This window comes from Kitasatospora sp. NPDC057595 (genome assembly GCF_042800875.1).
Lineage (GTDB): Bacteria > Actinomycetota > Actinomycetes > Streptomycetales > Streptomycetaceae > Kitasatospora.
Genome location: NZ_JBHVGL010000001.1, coordinates 129,041 through 150,446, shown reverse-complemented (window position 1 = coordinate 150,446; position 21,406 = coordinate 129,041). Strand labels below are relative to the sequence as shown.

The 21,406-nt window shown below is 73.7% G+C and carries 21 protein-coding genes and 1 tRNA gene; 16 read left to right on the top strand and 6 right to left on the bottom strand.

Annotated features, from left to right (window positions below):
• Positions 1 to 89: 89 nt before the first annotated feature.
• Positions 90 to 545, bottom strand: coding sequence for a GatB/YqeY domain-containing protein (locus tag ACFU9E_RS00735; protein WP_380688118.1), 456 nt, complete (start codon positions 543 to 545; stop codon positions 90 to 92).
• A gap of 113 nt (positions 546 to 658) precedes the next feature.
• Between ACFU9E_RS00735 and ACFU9E_RS00730 the strand changes: the two genes are divergently transcribed.
• The 3 genes from ACFU9E_RS00730 (at position 659) to ACFU9E_RS00720 (ending at position 2,486) form a co-directional block, all read left to right on the top strand.
• The gene (locus tag ACFU9E_RS00730) at positions 659 to 1,273 is read left to right on the top strand and encodes a CGNR zinc finger domain-containing protein (RefSeq protein WP_380688120.1); all 615 of its coding nucleotides are present in this window, start codon (positions 659 to 661) and stop codon (positions 1,271 to 1,273) included.
• Positions 1,274 to 1,355: 82 nt separating this feature from the next.
• Entirely contained in the window at positions 1,356 to 2,300 is a 945-nt protein-coding gene (locus tag ACFU9E_RS00725) for a metallophosphoesterase (protein ID WP_380688122.1), read from the top strand.
• A gap of 112 nt (positions 2,301 to 2,412) precedes the next feature.
• Positions 2,413 to 2,486: transfer RNA gene (locus ACFU9E_RS00720), tRNA-Pro, on the top strand.
• 113 nt (positions 2,487 to 2,599) lie between these two features.
• On the opposite strand, the gene ACFU9E_RS00715 is transcribed toward ACFU9E_RS00720, so the two are convergent.
• Positions 2,600 to 4,048, bottom strand: a complete 1,449-nt coding sequence (locus ACFU9E_RS00715) for an amidase family protein (RefSeq protein ID WP_380688124.1) — start codon at positions 4,046 to 4,048, stop codon at positions 2,600 to 2,602.
• A 107-nt stretch (positions 4,049 to 4,155) separates the two neighbouring features.
• Between ACFU9E_RS00715 and ACFU9E_RS00710 the strand changes: the two genes are divergently transcribed.
• The gene (locus tag ACFU9E_RS00710; RefSeq protein WP_380688126.1) at positions 4,156 to 4,737 is read left to right on the top strand and encodes a TetR/AcrR family transcriptional regulator; all 582 of its coding nucleotides are present in this window, start codon (positions 4,156 to 4,158) and stop codon (positions 4,735 to 4,737) included.
• Between the two features lie 7 nt (positions 4,738 to 4,744).
• On the opposite strand, the gene ACFU9E_RS00705 is transcribed toward ACFU9E_RS00710, so the two are convergent.
• Entirely contained in the window at positions 4,745 to 5,632 is an 888-nt protein-coding gene (locus ACFU9E_RS00705; protein WP_380688128.1) for a LysR family transcriptional regulator, read from the bottom strand.
• A gap of 154 nt (positions 5,633 to 5,786) precedes the next feature.
• The gene (locus tag ACFU9E_RS00700) at positions 5,787 to 6,863 is read right to left on the bottom strand and encodes an AfsA-related hotdog domain-containing protein (RefSeq protein ID WP_380684307.1); all 1,077 of its coding nucleotides are present in this window, start codon (positions 6,861 to 6,863) and stop codon (positions 5,787 to 5,789) included.
• A 125-nt stretch (positions 6,864 to 6,988) separates the two neighbouring features.
• Here ACFU9E_RS00700 and ACFU9E_RS00695 point away from each other — a divergent pair, with 125 nt between their 5' ends.
• The 10 genes from ACFU9E_RS00695 to ACFU9E_RS00650 all read left to right on the top strand — a co-directional run bounded on the left by ACFU9E_RS00695 (position 6,989) and on the right by ACFU9E_RS00650 (position 17,894).
• On the top strand, positions 6,989 to 7,618 hold the full coding sequence (locus ACFU9E_RS00695) for a ScbR family autoregulator-binding transcription factor (protein ID WP_380684306.1): 630 nt from the start codon (positions 6,989 to 6,991) through the stop codon (positions 7,616 to 7,618).
• Positions 7,615 to 8,781 carry an NAD-dependent epimerase/dehydratase family protein gene (locus ACFU9E_RS00690; protein ID WP_380684305.1) on the top strand — a complete coding sequence of 389 codons (1,167 nt, stop codon included), beginning with the start codon at positions 7,615 to 7,617 and terminating at the stop codon, positions 8,779 to 8,781. Before ACFU9E_RS00695 ends, ACFU9E_RS00690 begins: the two co-directional genes overlap by 4 nt.
• Before the next feature lie 206 nt (positions 8,782 to 8,987).
• A complete protein-coding gene (locus ACFU9E_RS00685) occupies positions 8,988 to 9,698 on the top strand; it encodes a TetR family transcriptional regulator (RefSeq protein WP_380684304.1) in 711 nt (236 codons plus the stop codon).
• Between the two features lie 220 nt (positions 9,699 to 9,918).
• A complete protein-coding gene (locus ACFU9E_RS00680; RefSeq protein ID WP_380684303.1) occupies positions 9,919 to 11,091 on the top strand; it encodes an IS701 family transposase in 1,173 nt (390 codons plus the stop codon).
• Between the two features lie 223 nt (positions 11,092 to 11,314).
• Positions 11,315 to 12,433 (top strand): transposase, encoded by a 1,119-nt coding sequence (locus ACFU9E_RS00675; protein ID WP_380684302.1) that lies wholly within the window; start codon positions 11,315 to 11,317, stop codon positions 12,431 to 12,433.
• 83 nt (positions 12,434 to 12,516) lie between these two features.
• Positions 12,517 to 13,713, top strand: coding sequence for a sedoheptulose 7-phosphate cyclase (locus tag ACFU9E_RS00670; protein ID WP_355360406.1), 1,197 nt, complete (start codon positions 12,517 to 12,519; stop codon positions 13,711 to 13,713).
• Entirely contained in the window at positions 13,706 to 14,554 is an 849-nt protein-coding gene (locus tag ACFU9E_RS00665) for a cupin domain-containing protein (protein ID WP_380684301.1), read from the top strand. Before ACFU9E_RS00670 ends, ACFU9E_RS00665 begins: the two co-directional genes overlap by 8 nt.
• Positions 14,551 to 14,937, top strand: coding sequence for a cupin domain-containing protein (locus tag ACFU9E_RS00660; RefSeq protein WP_380684300.1), 387 nt, complete (start codon positions 14,551 to 14,553; stop codon positions 14,935 to 14,937). The genes ACFU9E_RS00665 and ACFU9E_RS00660 overlap by 4 nt, the downstream gene beginning before the upstream one ends.
• Positions 14,938 to 14,982: 45 nt before the next feature.
• On the top strand, positions 14,983 to 16,632 hold the full coding sequence (locus tag ACFU9E_RS00655; RefSeq protein WP_380684299.1) for an FAD-binding protein: 1,650 nt from the start codon (positions 14,983 to 14,985) through the stop codon (positions 16,630 to 16,632).
• A complete protein-coding gene (locus ACFU9E_RS00650) occupies positions 16,629 to 17,894 on the top strand; it encodes an acyltransferase family protein (RefSeq protein WP_380684298.1) in 1,266 nt (421 codons plus the stop codon). The genes ACFU9E_RS00655 and ACFU9E_RS00650 overlap by 4 nt, the downstream gene beginning before the upstream one ends.
• Before the next feature lie 10 nt (positions 17,895 to 17,904).
• Here ACFU9E_RS00650 and ACFU9E_RS00645 read toward each other — a convergent pair whose 3' ends face one another.
• The gene (locus ACFU9E_RS00645) at positions 17,905 to 18,285 is read right to left on the bottom strand and encodes a MerR family transcriptional regulator (protein ID WP_380684297.1); all 381 of its coding nucleotides are present in this window, start codon (positions 18,283 to 18,285) and stop codon (positions 17,905 to 17,907) included.
• 59 nt (positions 18,286 to 18,344) lie between these two features.
• Here ACFU9E_RS00645 and ACFU9E_RS00640 point away from each other — a divergent pair, with 59 nt between their 5' ends.
• Complete coding sequence (locus tag ACFU9E_RS00640) at positions 18,345 to 19,286, top strand: aldo/keto reductase (RefSeq protein WP_380684296.1); 942 nt, start codon at positions 18,345 to 18,347, stop codon at positions 19,284 to 19,286.
• Between the two features lie 148 nt (positions 19,287 to 19,434).
• Here the strand turns inward: ACFU9E_RS00640 and ACFU9E_RS00635 are convergent, their stop codons facing one another.
• On the bottom strand, positions 19,435 to 20,646 hold the full coding sequence (locus ACFU9E_RS00635) for a serine hydrolase domain-containing protein (protein WP_380690022.1): 1,212 nt from the start codon (positions 20,644 to 20,646) through the stop codon (positions 19,435 to 19,437).
• Positions 20,647 to 20,862: 216 nt separating this feature from the next.
• Between ACFU9E_RS00635 and ACFU9E_RS00630 the strand changes: the two genes are divergently transcribed.
• Positions 20,863 to 21,402 carry a VOC family protein gene (locus ACFU9E_RS00630; protein ID WP_380690024.1) on the top strand — a complete coding sequence of 180 codons (540 nt, stop codon included), beginning with the start codon at positions 20,863 to 20,865 and terminating at the stop codon, positions 21,400 to 21,402.
• Positions 21,403 to 21,406 lie beyond the last annotated feature (4 nt).

Here is a 21,406-nt window from a genome sequence, read left to right as displayed (position 1 = left end):
GGCGCCCCCCGAGCGATCGGCTCGGGGGGCGCCCCTCTTCTCGTTCTCTGCTCTTCGTCGTCCTGCGGCGTGCCTGCGGCGTGCCGTGCTCAGCCGGCGAGGGCGGCCTTCACCGCGGCGGCCACCCGGCCGCCCTCGGCCAGGCCCTCGACCTTCGGCCGCACCAGCTTCATCACGGCGCCCATGCCCTGCGGCCCGCTCGCCCCGCTCTCCGCGACGGCGGCGGCCACGATCGCCGACAGCTCCTCGTCGGACAGCTGCTTGGGCAGGTAGCCGGCCAGCACCTCGCCCTCGGCCCGCTCCCGGGCGGCCTGCTCGGTCCGGCCGGCGTTGTCGAAGGCCGTGGCGGCCTCCCGGCGCTTCTTCGCCTCCCGGCCGAGGACCTTCAGCACCTCGTCGTCGGAGAGCTCGCGCTTCTCCTCGCCCGCCACCTCCTCGCTGGTGACGGCGGACAGCGTGAGCCGGATGGTGGACGAGCGCAGCTCGTCCCGGTTCCTGATGGCAGCCGTGAGGTCCTCCTGCAGCTGCGCCTTGAGCGTCGTCATGGCCCCGAGTCTCCCACCTGCGGCGTTCCGCCGCCCACCATTAACCCGCCGATCCCGCCGCCCACCGATCCCGCCGTCCCCGGCCACCCCCTGCCGCTCTTTAAAGTGGTTACATGACCGACGAGCGATCCCCCGGCCTGGTCCTGCACTCCCCCGGCGGAACGCGGTTCCACTTCGACCCCGGCACGCTCTGCCTGGAACTGCTGCCCACCGGCGGCCCCGGCCCCTACGCCCGGTACGAGATCCTGCACCGGCCCGCCGACCTGGCCGACTGGGCCGGCCGGTCCCGGCTGGTCCTGCCGCCCGGCGCCGTCCGGATCACCAACGACCAGCTCACCGCCGTCCGCGCCCTGCGGGACGCCCTCTGGCAGCTCACCGCGGCCCGCGCCACCCACGGCCCGGACGCCGGGGACCCCGCCGACTACGCCCTGCTCAACCGGGCCGCCGCCCGGCCCCCGCTCGCCCCGCAGATCGCTCCGGACGGCACCGCGGCGCCGCCGCTGCCCGGCGACGGCGACCAGCTCGCCTCCACCGTCGCCCGCGACGCCATCGCCCTGTTCACCGGCCCGTACGCGGAGCGGATCCGCGAGTGCGGCGCCGACGACTGCCGGCTGCTCTTCGTCGACACCTCGCGGCCCGGACGGCGGCGCTGGTGCTCGATGGAGCGCTGCGGCAACCGCCACAAGGTGCGGGCCCTGCGCGCCCGGCGCGACCAGGACGGGGAATGACCCGGCGGCCGCCGCCCGATCCGTTCCGCCCTGTGCGCACCGGCAGTTCACCTGCTGATCCGCCGTCTGAGAGCATGGAACGATGCGACCGCTGTACTCCGTTCCCCTCGGAATCGCCGCCACCGGCGCCGCCTGCCTCGCCTACTCCGTTGGGTACGAGGTCCGTTCCTTCCGCCTCCGCCGGGTCGAGGTCCCGGTCCTCCCCCGAGGCGCCCGACCCATCCGGGTACTGCAGGTCTCCGACATCCACATGGTGAGCAACCAGGGCCGGAAGCAGCGCTGGCTGCAGAGCCTCGCCGGCCTGCGCCCCGACCTGGTGGTCAACACCGGCGACAACCTCTCCGACCCGCTCGGCGTCCCGGCCGTCCTGGACGCGCTCGGGCCGCTGATGGAGTTCCCCGGCGTCTACGTCTTCGGGTCCAACGACTACTACGGCCCCGCCCGCAAGAACCCGGCCCGCTACCTCCAGGCCATGCGCAGCGGAGTCCACGGCATGAACAACCCCGACGGCACCGCCGCGCGCGGCATCAGCGGCGCCGTGCACAACCCGTGGGAGAAGCTGCGCGACGCCTTCGACGCGGCCGGCTGGCTCGACCTCACCAACACCCGGGGCCGCCTCACCGTCGCCGGCCTCGACCTGGAGTTCACCGGCCTGGACGACCCGCACATCCGGCGCGACCGCTACAGCGAGGTCACCGGCGGCCCCTCCGCCGACGCCGACCTCTCCCTCGCCGTCGTGCACGCGCCCTACCTGCGCGTCCTCGACGCCTTCACCGCCGACCGCTACCCGCTGATCCTCGCCGGCCACACCCACGGGGGCCAGCTCTGCGTCCCCTTCTACGGCGCCCTGGTCACCAACTGCGACCTCGACGCCAAGCGGGTCAAGGGCCTCTCCACCCACCAGGCCGGCGGCAGCCGCTCCTACCTCCACGTCTCGGCCGGCTGCGGCACCAACCGCTACACCCCCGTCCGCTTCGCCTGCCCGCCCGAGGCCACCCTCCTCACCCTCACCCCGACCCCCCGCTGACCCCCCGCCGCCGCCTCCACCCCGCTCGCCGAGATACCGGATTTCGTCTCTCGGCGAGCGTCCGGTAGAGTTCTACTCGTCGCGAAGGAGACGGAGCGACAAACAGAAAGACCGGGGTGTGGCGCAGCTTGGTAGCGCGCTTCGTTCGGGACGAAGAGGCCGTGGGTTCAAATCCCGCCACCCCGACCCAATGCAGAGGCTCTGCCGGAGAAATCCGGCAGAGCCTCTGTCGTTTTGCGTGTGCGGCCGGGTGACCGGGCCTCAGCGGCCCGGCCGCCGGCGGGGCGTGGTGGCGCGGGTCACACGGGGAGGGTTCGTTCGGGGCGGGGGGTGATGGGGGTGAGTGGGGGGAGGTGGGATTCGAGGGTGTGGGCGGCGTGGAGGGCGAGGTCCTCGCGGTAGGGGCGGGTGATGAGCTGGACGGCGGTGGGGTGGCCGAGGGTCAGGCCGGTGGGGACGGTGACGGCGGGGACGCCGGCGAGGCTGGTGGCGGTGCAGAGGCCCATGGCGGTGGCGACGCGGTCGCGGGAGGCGGGGTCGCGGGATTCGAGGCCGGGGGCGGGGATGGGGTCGGTGTAGACGGGGGCGAGGAGGAGGGGGAAGTCGGCGAGGAACTCGGCCCAGGCGCGGCGGATGGTGAGCCAGGTGCCCATCAGGGTCATGAACTCGGCGGAGGTGGCCGGTGGGGTGCGCTCCATGACGGGTGCGAGGTAGCGGTCGCCGCCGGGGCCGAGGAGGGGGCGGACGGCCGGCCAGGTGGGGGCGAACTCGGTGATGGTGAGCAGGTCGTAGGCGGCGAGGGTCTCGTCGAGGCGGGGGACGTCGGGGACCTCCTGGACGTCGTAGCCGGCGTCGGCGAGGACGGCGGCGGCGGTGGCGACGGCGGCGCGGGCGGTGGGGTGGACGCCGTGGCCACCGGGGTCGGCGACCACCGCGACCTTGACGGGGGCGGGCAGCGGTTCGCCGTCCAGGGGGGCGGGGACGGCCCGCGGGTCGCGCGGGTCGGTGCCGGCGAGGAGTTCGAAGGCGAGCCGGAGGTCGGCGACGCCGCGGGCGAACGGACCGTCGACGACCAGGAACTGGGAGGCCGGGCCGGGGTCGGCGGGGCCGAGGATGCGGTGGTCGGCGGGGAACCGGCCGTAGCTCGGCTTGAGGCCGGCCACGCCGCAGAAGGCGGCCGGGACGCGGATGGAGCCGCCCGAGTCGTTGCCGAGGCCGAGGGCGGCCATGCCGGTGGCGACGGCGACCGCGTCGCCGCCGCTGGTGCCGCCCGGGGTGACGGCCGGGTCCCAGGGGTTGACGGTGTCGCCGAAGAGTTCGCTGCGGCTGTGCATCCCGGACAGGACCAGGGTGGGGAGGTTGCTGTGGCCGATCGGGATCGCGCCGGCGGCGCGGAGGCGGGCGACCGGGGGCGCGTCGGCGTCGGCGACCAGGTCGCGGAAGCGCGGGACGCCGAAGGTGGTCGGGACGCCCTCGATCGCGGTGGTCTCCTTCACCGTGAACGGCACGCCGGCCAGCGGGCCGAGCGGTTCGCCGGCGGCGCGTCGGCGGTCGGTGTCGGCCGCCTGGGCGCGGGCCCGGTCGGCGAGCAGCTGGGTGATCGCGTTGACCTGGGGGTTCACCTCGGCGATCCGGTCGAGGTGGGCGTCGATGAGCTCGCCGGCGGAGATCTCGCCGGTGCGGACGGCGCGGGCCTGGGCGGAGGCGGTGAGGGACCAGGGGAACGGGGAGGTGTCGGTGTCGGACATGGCGGCGCTCCTGGGGAGAGGGCGTAGTGATGCAAGTGCATCGGAAGCGTAGTGTGTGAACCGATACGAACGCATCGGATTAAGTCGGACGAAGTGGGGAGCACGGCGTGCCCAGGCAGGTGGATCTGGCGGAGCGGCGGCGGGTGATCGCCGAGGCGGTCTGCCGGCTCGCCGACGAGAGCGGTCTGGAGGGCGTCACGCTGCGGGACGTCGCCGAGCGAGCGGGGCTCTCGATGGGGGCCGTCCAGCGGTGCTTCCGCACCAAGGAGGAGATGCTGGTCCACGCGCTCCGGTACGTCGGCGGGCGGATCGAGCAACGGGTGCGGGAGCGGCTGGGCGCCGGCCCGGCGCAGTCCTCGGCCAGCGCGGTCGGCCACGCGGCGGAGGAGCTGGCGCTGCTGCGGGCGGAGCACCGCAGCGAGGCGCGGGTCTGGCTGGCGTTCCTGGCGCAGGCGGCGGTGAGCGAGGCGCTGGCCGGGCCGCTGCGGGCGGGGTACGCGGCGTCGGAGGAGCTGTTCCTCGGACTGCTGGCCGAGGCGGGGGTCGCGCAGGAGGTGCGGGAGGTCGAGGTCCGGGCCCTGCTGGCGCTGGTGGACGGGCTGACCGCGCACGTCCTGGTCGGACGGCTGACGGAGGACCGGGCCGCCGAGGTGCTGCACGCGCACCTGGAGCGGCTCTGGCGGGGCTGAACGGCGGTCAGCGCGCGATGGCGGCAGCGGCGTGGAAGACGTCGCGGACCGCCGGGGCGGCCTCGCGGCCGGCACGCCGGACCAGGCGGAGGCGGAGCGCGAGGACGGGGGCGGGGGCGGGGGCGGGGGCGCCGGGGACGGCGGGGGCGAGCCGGCGCAGGGTGCCGGCGGCCAGCTGCTCGCGGACGGCGGACTCGGGCAGCAGGGCCATGCCGAGGCCGCGCTCGGCGCAGGCCCGGGTGGCGGCGACGTCGCCGGTGCGCAGGCGTTCCACCTCGGGGCCGAGGAGCCGGTCGCCGGCGAGCCGGAAGGAGCAGTCCGGCGTGTTCACCAGCAGGGGCCGACCCGACTCGGGGGACCCGGGTGCGGCGACCAGGGCGAGGGGGACGTCCTCCAGGTCGAGGTGGGCCAGCGGGACCGGCGGTGGGACGAAGCCGAGTTCGCCGAGCGGGCCGGCGGTGTCCAGCAGCAGCGCGGCGTCCAGGGCGCCCGCCGCGACACCGTGCAGCAGGCCGTCCCGGTCCGCGTCGGTGTGCAGGGCGACGTCCAGCTCCGGATGGTGCCCGCCGAGCCGGGCGAGCACCCGGGGCGCGTGGGTGGCGGCGACCGCCTCCAGGATGCCGAGCCGCAGGACCGTACGGGCGGCGGTGACCTCGCGGCGGGCCTGGTCGGCCTGGTCCAGCAGCCGGCGGGCCCAGGGCAGCAGCCGGCGCCCGGCCGGGGTCGGCGTCAGCACGCGCGGCGAGCGTTCGAACAGGGCGGTACCGAGCGAGCGTTCCAGGGTGCGGAGTTGCTCGGCGACGGAGGACGGCGCGAGGCCGAGGGCCGCGGCGGCGTCGGCGACGGTGCGGTGGGCGACGACCGCCTCGAAGGTGCGGAGCTGTCTGAGTTCCATGCGCGGTCCGGCCCCCTGGTGTCCTGCGCGGGGGTCCAGGGTACGGCGGCCGGGTGGACCGAGGGGGAAGGGCCGGGGGAAGGCCGAGGAGGCGGGGAGGGCCCGGGCCCGCCGGCGGGGAGTACCGGCGGGCCCGGGCCGCGCTGACCTGCGGTCAGCCCGTGGTGAGCGGAGCCACCGTGACGATGATCGAGCAGGACGGATCGCCGGCGCCCTGCTGCAGGACCACCCCGACGCGGTCCCGGCGGGCGGGGTCGCGCGGCAGCTGGGTCACCTCGACCAGGCAGGGCTCGTCCAGCTCGACGTAGCGGCTGAAGTCGCACTCCATGGCGACGGCCATCACCGGCGCCTGGTGGTGCAGCGCCTGCGCGGCCTGTCGGGCGGCGTCCAGCAGCAGCGAGCCGGGCACGTGGTCGACCGGGTGGTCGAAGTGCACCGGGTGGTGGGTGTCGACCCGCAGCTGCCAGCGCCGGGCCCGGTCGGTGGCGGAGAGCGCCACCTCCTGCGGCACGGCGCGGCCGGCCCGGGCGACCGGGATCGGCGCGGGCAGCGGGACGGCGCGGGCCATCATCTCGGCGGGGTCGCCCTTGTCGGCGCGCAGCCGCCGGTAGATCGCCGGGGTCTGGACGGTGAAGCGGGTCTGCGCGGTGGCGATCGGCTCGCCGTCGCGGCTGACCACGTAGGCGAGCGTCAGCGCGGCCACCCGGTTGCCGCGGCGGACCACGTCCTGGCAGACGGCGTCGATCTGCACCTCGTCGTGGGCGTCGCCGGCGCGCCGGACGCGGGCGGTGCCGCTGTCGGCGCCGCGCTGGCGCGGGACCGTGTCGTTCGCACCGGCCCACAGGCCGCCCGGGATGAGCGCGTAGCCGAAGTGGTCCCAGATCAGCTGGTGGCCGACCGGGACGCCGAAGGCCACGTGCGAGAGCAGCGGGAAGGTCTGACGGACCGTCTCCACCAGGAGCATCGGGTCGTGGTAGCCGTTGCGGACGCCGTAGGCGCGGTGGTCGCGCGGCCACCGCGCGGTGATCCGGTAGGAGTCCTCGGACAGCTGCTCCCAGCCGGTCAGCAGGACCTCCTCGGCGGCCCGCTTGTGCACGTACTCCTGGGGCACGGTGGTCGGCGCGACGACCGTGTCCTCGGTGCGGCCGTCGGCCGGTACGGCGGCCGGCTCGCCGGTCATGGCTTCGTCGAGCGAGGTGGAGACGGTGGTGCTGTGGTCTGTGCGAAACATGGATGCACTCCCCCAGAGTGGCCACAGGCAAGGTGAAAGATCGGCGCTCCGGTGTGTACGCCGGGCCCCATGGCGAATAACATAGAGGTCGTTCTTTTTGTTTGTCGAGACGTTTGGGGTTACTCGTGGCAAGAGCCAAGCAGGAACGAGCCGTACGCACCCGCGAGACCATCCTGAGGGCCGCCGCGCAGATCTTCGACGAGTACGGCTTCAGCGGTTCCAGCGTCAGCAAGATCATCAACCAGGCGGGGACCACCCAGGGGGCGATGTACTTCCACTTCAAGTCCAAGGAGGACCTCGCCAAGGCGGTCATCGACGAGCAGGCCTCCGACCTGGACCTGCCGGGGCAGCCGACAGGACTGCGCCAGCTCATCCGGATCACCCTCTACCTGGCCGACGAGCTGCAGGAGAACGTGCTGCTGCGCGCCGGTGTGACCCTCGCCGTCGAGCAGGGGCAGCTCGGACTGCGCGACTTCAGCCCGTACGAGATGTGGGCCGAGCAGTTCCGCGCCGAGCTGGACGCCGCCCGACGATCCGGCGAACTGCTCGACGACCTCGTGCTGGAGGATCTCGCCCAGGTGCTGGTCGCGGCGTACACCGGCTCGCAGATCATGTCCCACCTGCGCACCGGGCGCGCCGACCTGCCGGAGCGGATCGTCCAGCTGTGGTGGTTCCTGCTGCCCGGCATCGCACCCGCGCCGGTGGTCGCCGAACTGCGCGCGTACGTCCTGGAGTACGGGAAGCAGCCGGCGTGAGCGGGGCACGGGGGACACGGGGGAACGCACGGGGGAAGAACGACGGACGGGCGGGCGCCGACGGGCCCACCGTCCTGCTGACCGGGGCGGGCGGCTTCATCGGCTCCGCCGTCCTGGCCGCGCTGCGCGCGCTGCCGGGGGTCGGTGAGGTCCGGGCGCTCACCCGCTCGACGGCGCCGGCCGGGACCGTCCCGGTCGCGGCGGACCTCGCCGACCCGGCGACGCTGCGCGGGGCGGCGGACGGCGCGGACGTGCTGATCCACCTCGCCGCGCTGGTCGCCGGCCCGGAGCCGGAGTGCGCCGCCGTCAATGTGCACGGCACCCGGGCGCTGCTGGCCGAGGCCGGGCGGGCCGGGGTCGGCCGGATCGTCCACCTCTCCACCTCCGCGGTCTACGGTGCCGGTCCGCACCGGGGCCTCGGGGTGGACGAGGTGGCGCCCGCGCCGGTCTCGGCGGCCAGCCGCACCCGGCTGACCGGCGAGCGGGCGGCGCTGGAGGCCGGGGCGGCGGTGCTGCGCGCCCCGCTGGTGCTCGGCACGGGCGACCGCTGGGTGGTGCCCTGCCTGGCGGACCTGCTCCGCCGGGTGCCGGCGCGCTGGGACGGCGGCGGGGCGCTGCTCTCACTGGTCGACGTGACCGACCTGGCCCGGCTGATCGCCGACCTCGCGCTCGCCCCGGAGCCGTCGGCGGCCACGCCCGGGGTGCACCACGCCGGGCATCCCGAACCCGTCACCGTCGCACGGCTGTTGGCGGCGCTCGCGGAGCACGGTGTGCTTCCGCCGGCACCCGGGACCGACTGGCCGTGGGACCGCTGCGCGGCCGAACTCGACCGGGTCCCCGGGGTGTACGGCGAGCGGCAGCTCGATCTGATGGCGCGTCACCACTGGTACCGCAGCGAGGAGATCTGGCGGCTGACCGGCACCGATCCCGGTCCCGGCCCGCTGCACCGGCTCGCCGGGGCCGCGCCCTGGTACCGCGCCCACCTCGCCGGGGAGCCTTCCGCGAAGCCCACCGCAGCACCCTCCGCGACGCCTGCCGCGACTCGCGAGGTGAAGCCCGCGGATGCCACAACCTCCGCCCACTTGCGGGCATTTGCGAAGGAAATGCCAAAGCCGCCGGAGGATCCCGGGGATGCCGTGCGTATGCATCGCGCCGAGGCGTAACGTCGGAGCGTCACCGTACCGGTACTCACCGGCACGCCCCGACCGCGCGAAGGAGCCACGCCGACCATGTGGTTCGTCCCCCCTCACTCCCCGGCCGACCCGCTGACCGCCTGTCCCGAAGCCCCCCGCCCCCGCCGATCCGGAGCGGACACGGGCGTCGGCACCTGTACACACCGAGGCCCCACGGGCCGGGCGGGCGGTGCGCGATGAAGCAGGAACGCGCCCAGCAGACCCACCGGGCGCTCCTGCACGCGGCCGCAACCGAGTTCGACCGGCACGGCTACGCGGGCACCTCACTGGCCCGGGTCAGCCAGACCGCCGGGGTCACCATGGGGGCGCTCACCTTCCACTTCCCGTCCAAGGCCGCACTGGCCGACGCGGTACGCACCGAGGCCGCCGCGCTCACCCGGGCGGCGGTCGCCCGCGCCCCGGGGCCGGACGGGCAACTCGACACGGGTGTCGTAGAGTTGCTCGACACGCTCACCCGGCTGCTGGACGAGGAACCGAGCGTGCGGGCAGCCGCCCGGCTCACCTGGGAGCAGCCGGAGTCGGCCGGCAACTGGCACGCGGGCTGGAGCCCGGACCTGCGTGACCGGCTGGCCCGTGAACGGTCCACCGCCCCCGCGGCCGATCCCCGCGAGGACGTCTACCCGTTCACCCCGAGCCCCGGCCCCGGCCCCGGATCCGCCATCAGCACCGGCACCGGCACCGCCAGGGGCCGCGACCTCGCCGGCCTCGACAGCACGGACCTGGAGACGCTGGCCCACTGCCTGGTGGTCGGCTCGGAGGCGCTGCGGCGCGGAATCGTCACCCTGGACGGCGACGACCCGGCCGCCCGGGCGGAGGTCCGGCAGCGCCTCGGACGCCTCTGGCGCCGCGCGGTGACCGGCCCGCCCGCCCCGGGCGCACGCCGCTGACCTGCCAGGACACACCCTCACCGAGGTCAACCCACCGCCCGCACCGGCCGTTTGACGCCGGTGCGGGCGGTGCTGCGTTCTCCGGCCACCGGGCACCAGGACTTGCCAAAACCGGTCCCGGGCCCGCACGGGACTCAAAAACAAAGAGATCGTTCGCTATTCTTTTGGGGACGGCATCTCAAGGCATCTCACGGCACCACACCGATCCCGGGGAGCTCACATGGACGCGCAACCCCTGTCACCGGCCGGCGAAGCCGCGGTATCCCGGTTCGCCGAGCAGGTCTTCGCCCACCTGACGCGGATAGACCAGCGCCGCTGGGCCCGCTCCTACCTGCACGGACTGCTCGCGGCTCCCGGCCGCAAGTCCCTGTCGAACATGGCGGCGAGCCTGGCGACCGGACCGACGGCGACCACCGCCTCGCTCTCTCTCCAGCAGTTCATCAACGGCAGTCCCTGGGACTGGCGCCCGGCCCGCCGGGTGCTGGCCCGGCTGGCCGCCGACGACCGCCCGGTCCGCGCCTGGACGGCCACCCTGGCGGTCATCCCCAAGCGCGGCGACCAGGCGGTGGGCGTCCACCGCCGGTTCGTCCCGGACGCCGGGCGCACCGTCAAGTGCCAGGCCGCGCCCGGACTGTTCATCGCCACCGACCGGGACGCCGTCCCGGTGGACTGGTCGCTGCTGCTCGACCCGAGCTGGACGGACGACCCGCAGCGCCGCACCCGCGCCCGGATCCCCGACGGCCTCGCCCCGTTCTCGGCCGGCGAGCTGCTGCTCGGGATGGTCGACCGGCTCACCGGTATCCTCCCGATCGCGCCACTGGTCGCCGACCTCGGCGTGGCGGACGAGCCGGTGCGGCTGGCCGGCGCACTGGCCCGGCGCGGCGTCCCGTACCTGCTGGAGGTCCGCGGCGGCCAGGCCGTCCGGCCGGTGCTGCAGGCCACCACGGGCCGGCCCGGGCGGCCCCAGCAGGGCACCGTGACGGCCGAGGCGCTGTTCCCGCGCCGCCGGCCGCGGACGCCGGGGGCCCCGCAGCCGGTGCTGCGCGGCACTCCCGTCCTGCTGCCCGGCCCGCTCGGCGCGTCCGGTCCGCAGGGCTCGCCCGTGCACCGGCTCTGGGCGCACGGCGGCGGTGCCGGACAGCCGCGGCGGTACTGGCTCACCAACCTGGCCGAGGACGCGCCCGGCGTGCTCGCGCTGCTGGACGCCGGCGCGGCCACCCGGACCACCGTGGACCGGCTCGGTTCGGACTTCGGCCTGCTGGACTTCTCCGGCCGCTCGTTCACCGGCTGGCACCACCACATGACGCTGGTCTCGGCCGCGTACTCGCTCGGCCGCGACCTGCCCGGACGCACCCCGGAAATCATCCGGGAAAGCCTCCGCAATTCCGCCTGACAATGGCTCGGGCGACTTGCCGAAGACGTCCGAATCACATTGACCGAAATACCCGCCGCGGCGGATGATTCCAGTGTCGAAAAATTCACCGGGAAGCTCTCCGAAACACCCGCCGGTGAATTCGCCGAAAGCACCGCCACAAGCGCCACCGAAAGCACTACCGAAAGCACTCCCGCGCGAACCACCGGAAAGTCCGGCACAACCCGGAGAGGAGGTGAGCACCATGAGCACGGCAGCCGTCGCGGACCCCCTGGTCCACGCGTTCCCGGGAATTCTCGGCGAGCAGCTCTTCGCCTCGTTCGACCGGGCCGACTACCGGATCAAGGCCGAGGAATACCTGCGCGGCCTGCTCGCCACGCCCGGCCGGAAATCCATCAGCAACATCGCCCGGACGCTCGGCGACCCGGGGGCGGTCCAGCGGCTGCACCACTTCATCCGCAACTCCCCCTGGGCCTGGGCACCGGTCCGGGAGGCCCTCGCCGCCCGGCTGGTCGAGGCGTGCACCCCCCGCGCCTGGCTGGTCCGGCCGATGTTCATCCCGAAGTCCGGCACCCGCTCGGTCGGCGTCGGACGCCGGTTCGTCCCCGAGCTGGGCCAGCTGGCCGGGGCCCAGCAGGCCGTCGGCCTCTGGTACCTGGCCCCGCGGCTCAACGCACCGGTCGACTGGCAGCTCCAGCTGACGGACCCGCCCCACCGGGCCGTCCCGCCGGAGCCGCGCACACCGCCCGGAGCGGGCGCGAGCTGTGCCACCGGGGACTCCCTGGACCGGCAGGCCGCGCTGCTCGGACCGCTTGCTGACCGACTGCCGGCCACCGCCGCGGCCACCCTGATCTGGGACGGCTGCCCGGCCGAACCGGGCGGGCTGTTCGCGGCCGGCCGGGAGCTCGGTCTGCGGGTCGCCGTCCGGGTCGACCCGACCACCCGGCTCACACCGGTCACGGCCCCCACCCGTGACCGCGGCCGGGCCCTGCCCGCCTACCAGCTGTTCGCCTCCGCCGGCGCCCGCCGGCTGGCCGGCACCTCGGGCCCGCCCGGGGTCGAGGCGCACGTGGTCCGGGTCGCCCTGCCGGGCACCCCGGCCGAACTGCTCCTCTACGCGGAGTCCGGGACGCGCCCCACCGCGTTCTCCGGATTCTGGCTGACCGATTCCGGACCGGACCGGGCCGCCGAATTCCCCCGGCTCTTCCGGCTGGCCGGCGGGGTCGAGGAGGACCGCACCGTCATCGGTGAACGGGTCGGCCTGCGCGATTTCGAAGGGCGTTCCTTCGAGGGCTGGCACCGGCACATGACGCTCGCCTCGGCGGCCTATGCCGCGGTGGCGCTCGGACGCCACCCCGTCTGATCACCGCCCCGTCCGATCACTCCCCCCTGCACCGCCACCACCGCACCGTTAATTCACCCCATGCCTTCACAAGGGAAAAGGACATGCTTGTCTTCGAGAATTACCCGAGCGGTCTCACCTACAGCCGGTCCTCGGACTCCTGGCGGGTGCGCGCGGTCAAGCCCGTCGAGTACGAGGTGCGCGTCTGCAACGGCGTCTTCGACCCGGCCAGTACCGCCCTGATCGAGCAGACCGCCGGAGCCGAGGGCGGCAACCGCCGCTTCGTGGTCATCGACGCCGAGGTCGACCGCCTGCACGGCGAGCGGATCCGCCGCTACTTCGAGCACCACGGCGTCGACTACTTCCTCCAGGTGGTCCGCGCCGACGAGACGCTCAAGGAGTTCGAGACCGCCTCCGACATCGTGGTCGCGCTGGACTCCTTCGGCCTCGACCGCCGGCGCGAGCCGATCATCGTGATCGGCGGCGGCGTCCTGATGGACATCGTCTGCCTGGTGGCCAACCTCTACCGCCGCGGCACCCCGGTGGTGCGCGTGCCCACCACGCTGATCGGCCTGGTCGACGCGGGCGTCGGGGTGAAGACCGGCGTCAACTTCAACGGCCACAAGAACCGCCTGGGCACCTACTTCGCGCCGGTGCTCACCCTGCTCGACCGCTCCTTCCTCGCCACCGTCGACCGCCGGCACATCGCCAACGGCATGGGCGAGATCCTCAAGATGGCCCTGATCAAGGACGCCCGGCTGTTCGAGCTGCTGGAGCAGCACGGCCCGGCGCTGATCGAGCGGAAGTTCCAGGACGACGCGCTCGGCGGCGACCCGGCCGGCGAGGTCCTGCGCCGCGCCATCCACGGCATGCTGGAGGAGCTCCAGCCGAACCTGTGGGAGGCGGAGCTGGAGCGGATCGTCGACTACGGCCACACCTTCTCCCCCACCCTGGAGATGCGCGCCCTGCCCGCCCTGCTGCACGGCGAGGCGGTCACCGTCGACATGGCGCTCACCACCCTGATCGGCTGGCGCCGCGGCCTCGTCGACCTGGAGCAGCGCGACCGGATCCTCGCCGTGATGCGCGCGCTCGAACTGCCCAGCTGGAACGAGCTGCTGGACGCCGATCTGCTCGACGCCGCGCTCCAGGACACCGTCCGCCACCGCGACGGGCAGCAGCGCCTGCCGCTGCCGGCCGGCATCGGCGACGCGGTCTTCGTCAACGACGTGACCCGCGACGAGCTCGCCGTCGCCGTCGAGGACCTGCGGGTGCTCAACGCCCGGGAGCTCAGCCGTGTCTGACGCCGCACCGACCGCCGGCCTGCTGGTCGCGGACACCCGGGACGCCTCCGAGATCCACGGTGTGCACGGCGCCCCCGGCCTCACCTACTGGAAGGCGCTCGCCAGCCGGCAGCACCTGGAGGCCGAGGTCGAGGCGATCGAGGTCGCCCGGATCCCGCCCGGCGGCCTGAGCGGCGAGCACCGCCACACCCGCACCGAGGAGATCTACTTCATCCTCCGCGGCCACGGCGAGTTCCTGGTGAACGGCGAGGTGCGGCCGGCCCGGCCCGGCTCCCTGCTGCTGACCGGGATCGGCACCGTGCACGGCCTGCGCAACACCGGCGCCCCCGCGGGCGTCACCGACCCCGGCTTCGGCAGCGCCCCCGAGGGGCACCTGGAGTGGCTGGTCATCGAGATGCCGGCCCCGGCCACCTCCGAGGTGCTGCACGGGCTGGCCCCCGACGCCCCGACCGCCGAGTTGATCGAGAGGAAGAACGAGACGATGCGGCTGCACGATCTGCGGGAGGAGAAGGCGGTCGACCCGGCCGGCGTCTTCACCGGTCCGCTGCGCCTGGTGGAGATCCGGGAGCTCATCGGCGGCGCCGAGGCCGCGTTCGGCGCGCACACCGCCGAGCACACCGTCTTCGTGCTCACCGGCTCCGGCACGGCCGTGGCCGGCGACACCGAGGTGGAGCTCACGGCCGGCACCGCGATCACCCTGCCGTTCGGCGCGGACGCGGTGATCACGGCCGGTGCGGACGGCCTGGAGTTCTTCCACGCCGAACTCGCGGTGCCGGCGCGGGGCGCAGCCGCCGGACAGAACACGGCCGGGCAGAACGCGGCCGGGCGGGCCGCCCGATGATCGTCAGCCGCGCGCTCCGGCCGGTGGACTGCGACCCGGCGGCCGCCGGCCCCGACCGGCGGACCTGGTCCTGCCTTGCCCGCCGGGGCATGCTGCACAGCGAGACGGAGACCTTCGACCTCTGGCGGCTGCCGCCCGGCGAGCGCCTGGTCCACGAGGTCCGGGACGGGGTCGAGGAGGCCCTGTTCATCCTCTCCGGCACCGGCACCGCCACCCGCGGCCCCGACGAACTGCCCCTCGCCGAAGGATCGCTGCTGCTCGCGCGGCACGACTCCGAGGTCACCGTGACGGCCGGCCCCGAGGGCCTGCGCCTGCTCAGCACCCGCGTCCTGCCGCGCGCGCTGAGCACCGCCCTCCCGGCCCGCGTTCCCCAGCTCGACTGACCACCCGGCATCCGAACCCCAGAACCAGGAAGTGGGAAGAGTTCCATGCGCAATCTCAGTCGCCGCACGTTCGTGGCCGGTGCCGGGGCGACCGTCGGCACCGCCACGGCCGGCGGGCTCCTCGTGCCCGCCGCCCGGGCGGCCGCGGAGGACACCAACGGCTCGGCCTCCAGAACGATCCGCAGCGGTGACCTGATCACCGTCACCCCCGACCAGCCGCGCTACGTCGACCTGATATCCGGCTTCAACCCGCGCTGGGAGGCCCGGCCGAAGGGCGTCCGGCTGCCGCGCACCACCGCCCAGGTGGTGCAGGCCGTCCAGGACGCCGCCGACAGGAAGCAGCGGCTCACCATCCGCGGCGGCGGCCACTGCTACGAGGACTTCGTCTACAACGCCGAGGTCGAGGTCGTCGTCGACATGAACCTCATGGACGCGGTCGGCTACGACCCGGGCCGCCGGGCCTTCGAGGTCGAGGCGGGCGCCACCCTGCTCAAGGTCTACCAGACCCTGTACGAGGGCTGGGGCGTCACGATCCCCGGCGGCGTCTGCTACGCGGTCGGCGTCGGCGGGCACGTCACCGGCGGCGGCTACGGCAACCTGTCCCGCAAGCACGGCCTGGTGGTCGACCACCTGTACGCGATCGAGGTGGTCACCCTCGGCGCCGACGGCCGGGCCCGGGCGATCGTCGCCACCCGCGAGGCCAACGACCCGCACCGCGACCTCTGGTGGGCCCACACCGGCGGTGGCGGCGGCAACTTCGGCGTGGTCACCCGGTACTGGTTCCGCTCGCCGGACGCCACCGGCAGCAACCCGTCCGACCAGCTGCCCAAGCCGCCGGCCGAAGTGCTGATCGCCATCCCGAGCTGGTCCTGGGAGAACATCACCCGCACCGGCTTCGCCAACATGGTCCGCGCCTACGGCACCTGGTTCGAGCAGAACAGCGGCCCGGACTCGGACTACACCGGCCTCACCAGCTGGCTGTTCCTGAACCACAAGGTCTCCGGCAGCCTGGTGCTGCTGCTCCAGGTCAACGGCGACGTGCCGCGGGCCGAGCAGCGCGCCAAGGACTTCGTCCAGGGGCTGAGCGACGCCCTCGGCGTGCCGCACACCGGTGACGTGGTCCGGCTGCCGTGGCTCAAGGCGGTCAAGTACATCGGCACCATGGACGGCTCGCAGACCAACCCCCAGCTGCGGGCCGGCCACAAGTCGGCGTACATGAAGAAGGGCTTCCCGGAGAACCAGATCGCGGCGATCTGGAAGCACCTGACCCGCACCGACTACACCAACCCGAAGGGCGGCCTGGCCGTCGTCTCCTTCGGCGGGAGGATCAACAGCGTCGCCTCCGACGCCACCGCGCTCCCCCAGCGCGACGCGATCTTCAAGCTGCTGTACCAGACCTACTGGACCTCGCCCGCCGACGACGCCCCCAACACGGCCTGGCTGCAGGAGTTCTACCGCGAGGTGTACGCCGACACCGGCGGCGTCCCGGTCTCCAACCGGGTCACCGACGGGTGCTACGTCAACTACGCGGACCGTGACCTCAGCGACCCGCAGCAGAACACCTCGAACGTCCCGTGGACCACGCTGTACTACAAGGACAACTACCCGAAGCTCCAGCGGGTCAAGCAGACCTACGACCCGAAGGACTTCTTCCGGCACCGCCAGTCGATCCGGCTGCCCGGGAGCGTCCGATGAGCGCCGCGACCGGCGGCGCCCCGGCCGGCTCCGGGCGCAACCTCTCCCGGCTGCCGTCGCTGACCGGCATGCGGTGGATCGCCGCGCTGCTGGTCTTCCTGACCCACGTGTCGGTGGCCAAGCCCTTCGACACCCCCGCGCTGAACGACTTCATGTCGGACTACCTCAGCCGGGCGGGCTTCCTGGGCGTCGGATTCTTCTTCGTGCTCAGCGGCTTCGTGCTCACCTGGTCCGCGAAGGAGGGCGACCGGCCCTCGGCCTTCTACCGTCGGCGGCTGTTCAAGCTGTACCCCAACCACGCCGTCACCTGGCTGGTCGGACTGCTGCTGATGGCCCGGGCCGGCGCCGAGCTGACCGCCGCCGGGACGGTGCCCTCGCTGTTCCTGCTGCAGAGCTGGATCCCCTCGCTGGAGGTCATCGGCGGTACCAACGGCCCGAGTTGGTCGCTGGCCTGCGAGGTGCTGTTCTACCTGAGCTTCCCGGTGATCCTGCCGCTGGTGCGGCGGATCCGGCCGGAGCGGCTCTGGCTCTGGGTGGGCGTCATGACGGCGGCGCTGTTCGCGCTGCCGCTGATCGCCCAGCTGCTGCCGGGCAGCCCCAACTCCCCCTGGCAGCCGCTCTCCTTCTGGCGGTACTGGTTCGTCTACTTCCTCCCGGCCGCCCGGCTGCCGGAGTTCGTGCTCGGCATCCTGCTGGCACGGATCGTCCGGACCGGACGCTGGGTGGCCATCGGCTGGCCGGTGGCGGCGCTGCTCACCGTCGCCGGGTACGCGCTGATGATCACACTGCCGGACGCCTGGGGCATGGCCGCACCGACCGCGCTGCCGGTCGGGCTGCTGATCGCCGCGGTGGCCGCCAGGGACGCCGCGGGGGTGGGGACGCCGTTCGCCGGCCGGACCATGGTCTGGCTCGGCGAGGTCTCCTTCGCCTTCTACATGGTCCACTTCCTGGTGATCCAGTACGGACCGCTCGGCCTCGCGGCGACCGGATCGGCCGGCGCGAACACCTGGAGCACCCCCGGTGCCCTGGGAGTCATGGGGATCACCCTGGCGCTGAGCATCGGCTTCGGCTGGGCGCTGTACCGCCTGGTCGAGGTGCCGGTGATGCGTCGATGGGGTCGGTCCACCAAGGCCGCGGCCACGTCCCGGACGGCCGGGACCGGTCCGGCCCCCGGGACGGGTTCGGCCTCGGCCGCCCCGGCACCGGGATCGGGACCGGCCTCGACCCCGGCCCCGGTCGCGGGCACCGGAGCGGCACGCTAGGCCGGCCGCCTCAGGCCGACACCAGCGCGTTCAGCTCGACCACTTCGGCCTCCCGCCGGGCCGCCGCGACGATCCCCGCCAACGCGGCCCGGCTCGCCCCGAGCGACAGCAGCTGCTGGTCGAGCAGGTCGAGCCGCTGCTCCAGCACCTCCAGCATGCAGGGGGCCACCGTGCCGTCGCCGCCCACACAGGGCAGCACGTCCCGGATGGCGCTGGTGGAGAGCCCCGCCCCCAGCAGGGCCCGGATGTGGTGCACCACCGCCGGCGCGTCCTCGTCGTACCGGCGGTGCCCGCCCTCGGGCCGACGGGCCTCCAGCAGGCCCTGCTCCTCGTAGTACCGCAACAGGCGGACGCTGACCCCGGTCCGCGCCGCCAGCTCACCGATCCGCATGTGACACCCCTCACATCCCCTTGAATCTCACACGAATGGGAGATTGTACCGTGACCGGCATGACCAACACCGAGATCAACGCCCAGATCGACCGTCAGACCTTCGCCCTCGGAGGCGACTTGACGGTCCGCCGGATCGGCTACGGCACCATGCGCCTCGCCGACACCCCGGACATCAAGCCCACCGAGGCCGTCGTCTGGCACGCGCCCACCCCCCGCGCCGCCGCGCTGGGCGTGCTGCGCGCCGCCGTCGAGAACGGCGTCCAGCTCATCGACACCGCCGACTCCTACGCCCTCGGCGGCAGCGAGGAGCTGATCGCGGAGGCGCTGCACCCGTACGCCCAGGACGTCGTGGTCGCCACCAAGGTCGGCATGACCCGCCCGAGCCCGTCCGAGTGGGTCCCGGTCGGCCACCCCGCCTACATCCGCCAGCAGGCCGAGCTGAGCCTGCGCCGGCTGCGGGTCGAGCGGATCGACCTGCTGCAGCTGCACCGGATCGACCCCGAGGTGCCGCTGGCCGACCAGATCGGCGCGCTCAAGCAGCTGCAGGACGAGGGCAAGGTCCGGCACATCGGCCTCTCCGAGGTCACCGTCGACGAGCTCAAGCAGGCGCTGGAGATCGCCCCGATCGCCACCGTGCAGAACTGGTACAACCTGGCCACCCGCCAGCACGACGAGGTGGTCGACTTCACCGCCGAGCGCGGCATCGCGTTCATGCCGTTCTTCCCGATCGCCATCGGCGGCCACGCGGGCGAGGAGAGCCCGGTCACCGAGGTCGCCCGCGAGGTCGGCGCCACCCCGGCGCAGACCGCGCTCGCCTGGCTGCTGCACCGCTCGCCCAACATCCTGCCGATCCCGGGCACCACGTCCGAGAAGCACCTGGTGGAGAACCTGGGCGCGCTGGCCGTCGAGCTGACCGGTGAGCAGTACGCCCGCCTCGACGGCATCGCCGCCGCCGAGGCCGCCAAGGCCGCCGAGGCCGAGGCCGCGGCGGGCGAATGACCGGTTCCCCGCCCGGCGGCGTGCTCCGCCGGGCGGGCCGGCCACCGGCTCAGGTACCGGAAAGGGCCCCCTACCCCCGTGGGGGCCCTTTCCCCTGCCGGACCACCGACGCCACCGACGCCACCGGGGCTCCCGGGGCTCCCCGGCCTCACCGCTCCATCAGGCCCAGGTCCGTGACATCGGCGGCCAGTGCCTTGAGCAGCGAGCCGGCCCGCTTGTCGTCCGGACCGAGCGCGATCAGCCGGTTCATGACGTACGAGACGCCGAGGCCGACCCGGGGCCAGGCCTGGTTCGCCGAGCCGCCCCCGCCGTCGTGGCCGAAGGTCTCGCCGTCCGGACCGGGCCGCTCGGCGGTCCGCAGCCGGTAGCCGCCCGCGCCGTACGCCATCACCACGTCGATCAGCTGGTCGGTCTTGCGGGCGTACACCCCGCGGGCCTCGTCCAGCAGCCGGCGGGAGAGCATCAGCGGCCGGTCGTCCAGCGGCCGGCGGGCGTCCTCGGCGAGGATCCCGTAGAAGGTCGAGAAGGCCCGGGCGGTGCCGCTCACGTTGATCGCCGGGATCAGCGCGGAACGGCGCTCCGGCCGGCCCCAGACGCCCTCGTCGTCCGGGAACGGCTGGGGGTTCTGCCAGATCCGCTGGGTCAGCGGGTCGTCGCTCTGGAAGAACCCGGTGAACTGGGGCAGGAAGTTCCGGCCGTAGGTGGTCCGGGCGAGCCGGGACCAGTCGGCCGGGCCGGTGCCGTAATGGATGTCGAGGTCCAGCGGGACGGCGATCTCCTCGCGGAAGAACCGGTCCAGCGGGCGGCCGTCCACCCGGCGGATCAGCTCCCCGACGATCCAGCCGGCCGACAGCGGCCCGTACAGGATCCCGTCGGCGCGCGGGTCGCTCTCCAGCGGCTGGGCGGCGATCAGGCCGGCCATCAGCAGCGGGTCGTTGGCGTCGTCCTGGGTGACCTGGGTCCAGGTGCCGGGCAGCCGGCCGGTGAAGGTGACCACCTCGCGGACGGTCACCGCGCCCTTGCCCTCGGCCGCGAACTCCGGCCAGTAGTGGGAGACCGGGCGGTCCAGCTCGATCCCGCCCCGGTCGACCAGCTTGAGCAGGGCGGTCACGGTGACGCCCTTGCTCCCGGAGAAGATCGTCTGGAGGGTGTCCCGCTCCCAGCGGGCGCCGGTCAGGTGGTCGGCCGTCCCGCCCCAGAGGTCCACCAGGACCTCCCGGCCGCGGTGCACGGAGAACGCCGCGCCCAGGTCGTCCCGCTCCAGGAGGTTGCGCTCGAACTCCTCGCGGACCCGCTCGAACCCCGGGGCGGTGTACCCCGCGACGTGCACCTCGGACGCAACCGGCGACGCGATCGTCATGTGAACCAACTCCGCTCGAATTGTTGACGTGAAGGGAAATCCGCGATCGGACCGAAAGCAGAACACGAAGAGCCGCGGGCCGGGAATCCCCAGCCCCCCGGTTTGGCACCTTGACAAAGTCCTCCGCCGACTGTTGCCCCCCACCGGGCCGGCGGCCCATTCTCGGAACAGCCGGCGGAACCGCGCCGGACCGGGAACGGACGAAAGAGGATTCCCATGGCCAAGATTCCGGGCGCCCGGGCGGTGCACCACATCGCCTACACCGTGCCGGACCTCCAGCAGGCGGTCGACTTCTTCGTCGACGTCATCGGCGCCGAGCTCGCCTACCGGCTCGGCCCGGTCGAGGACCCGGAGACCGACTGGATGGCGCGCAAGCTCAACGTGGACCCGCGGGCCTCGGCGAACATCGCGATGCTCCGCCTCGGCCCCAACGCCAACCTGGAGCTCTTCGAGTACACCGCCCCCGTCCAGGACCGCGAGCAGCCGCGCAACAGCGACGTCGGCGGGCACCACTTCGCGATCTACGTGGACGACGTCGACAAGGCCGCCGACTACCTGAGCGGGGTCCCCGGCGTCACCATCCTCGGTGACCCCGAGACCATCGAGGACGGACCGATCAAGGGCGACCGCTGGGTCTACTTCACCACCCCCTGGGGCATGAGCATGGAACTCATCAACATGCCCGAGGGAATGCCGTACGAGGACACCACCGAAACCCGCCTCTACCTTCCCACCGAGCACTGGCCGGAGAGCTGACGAC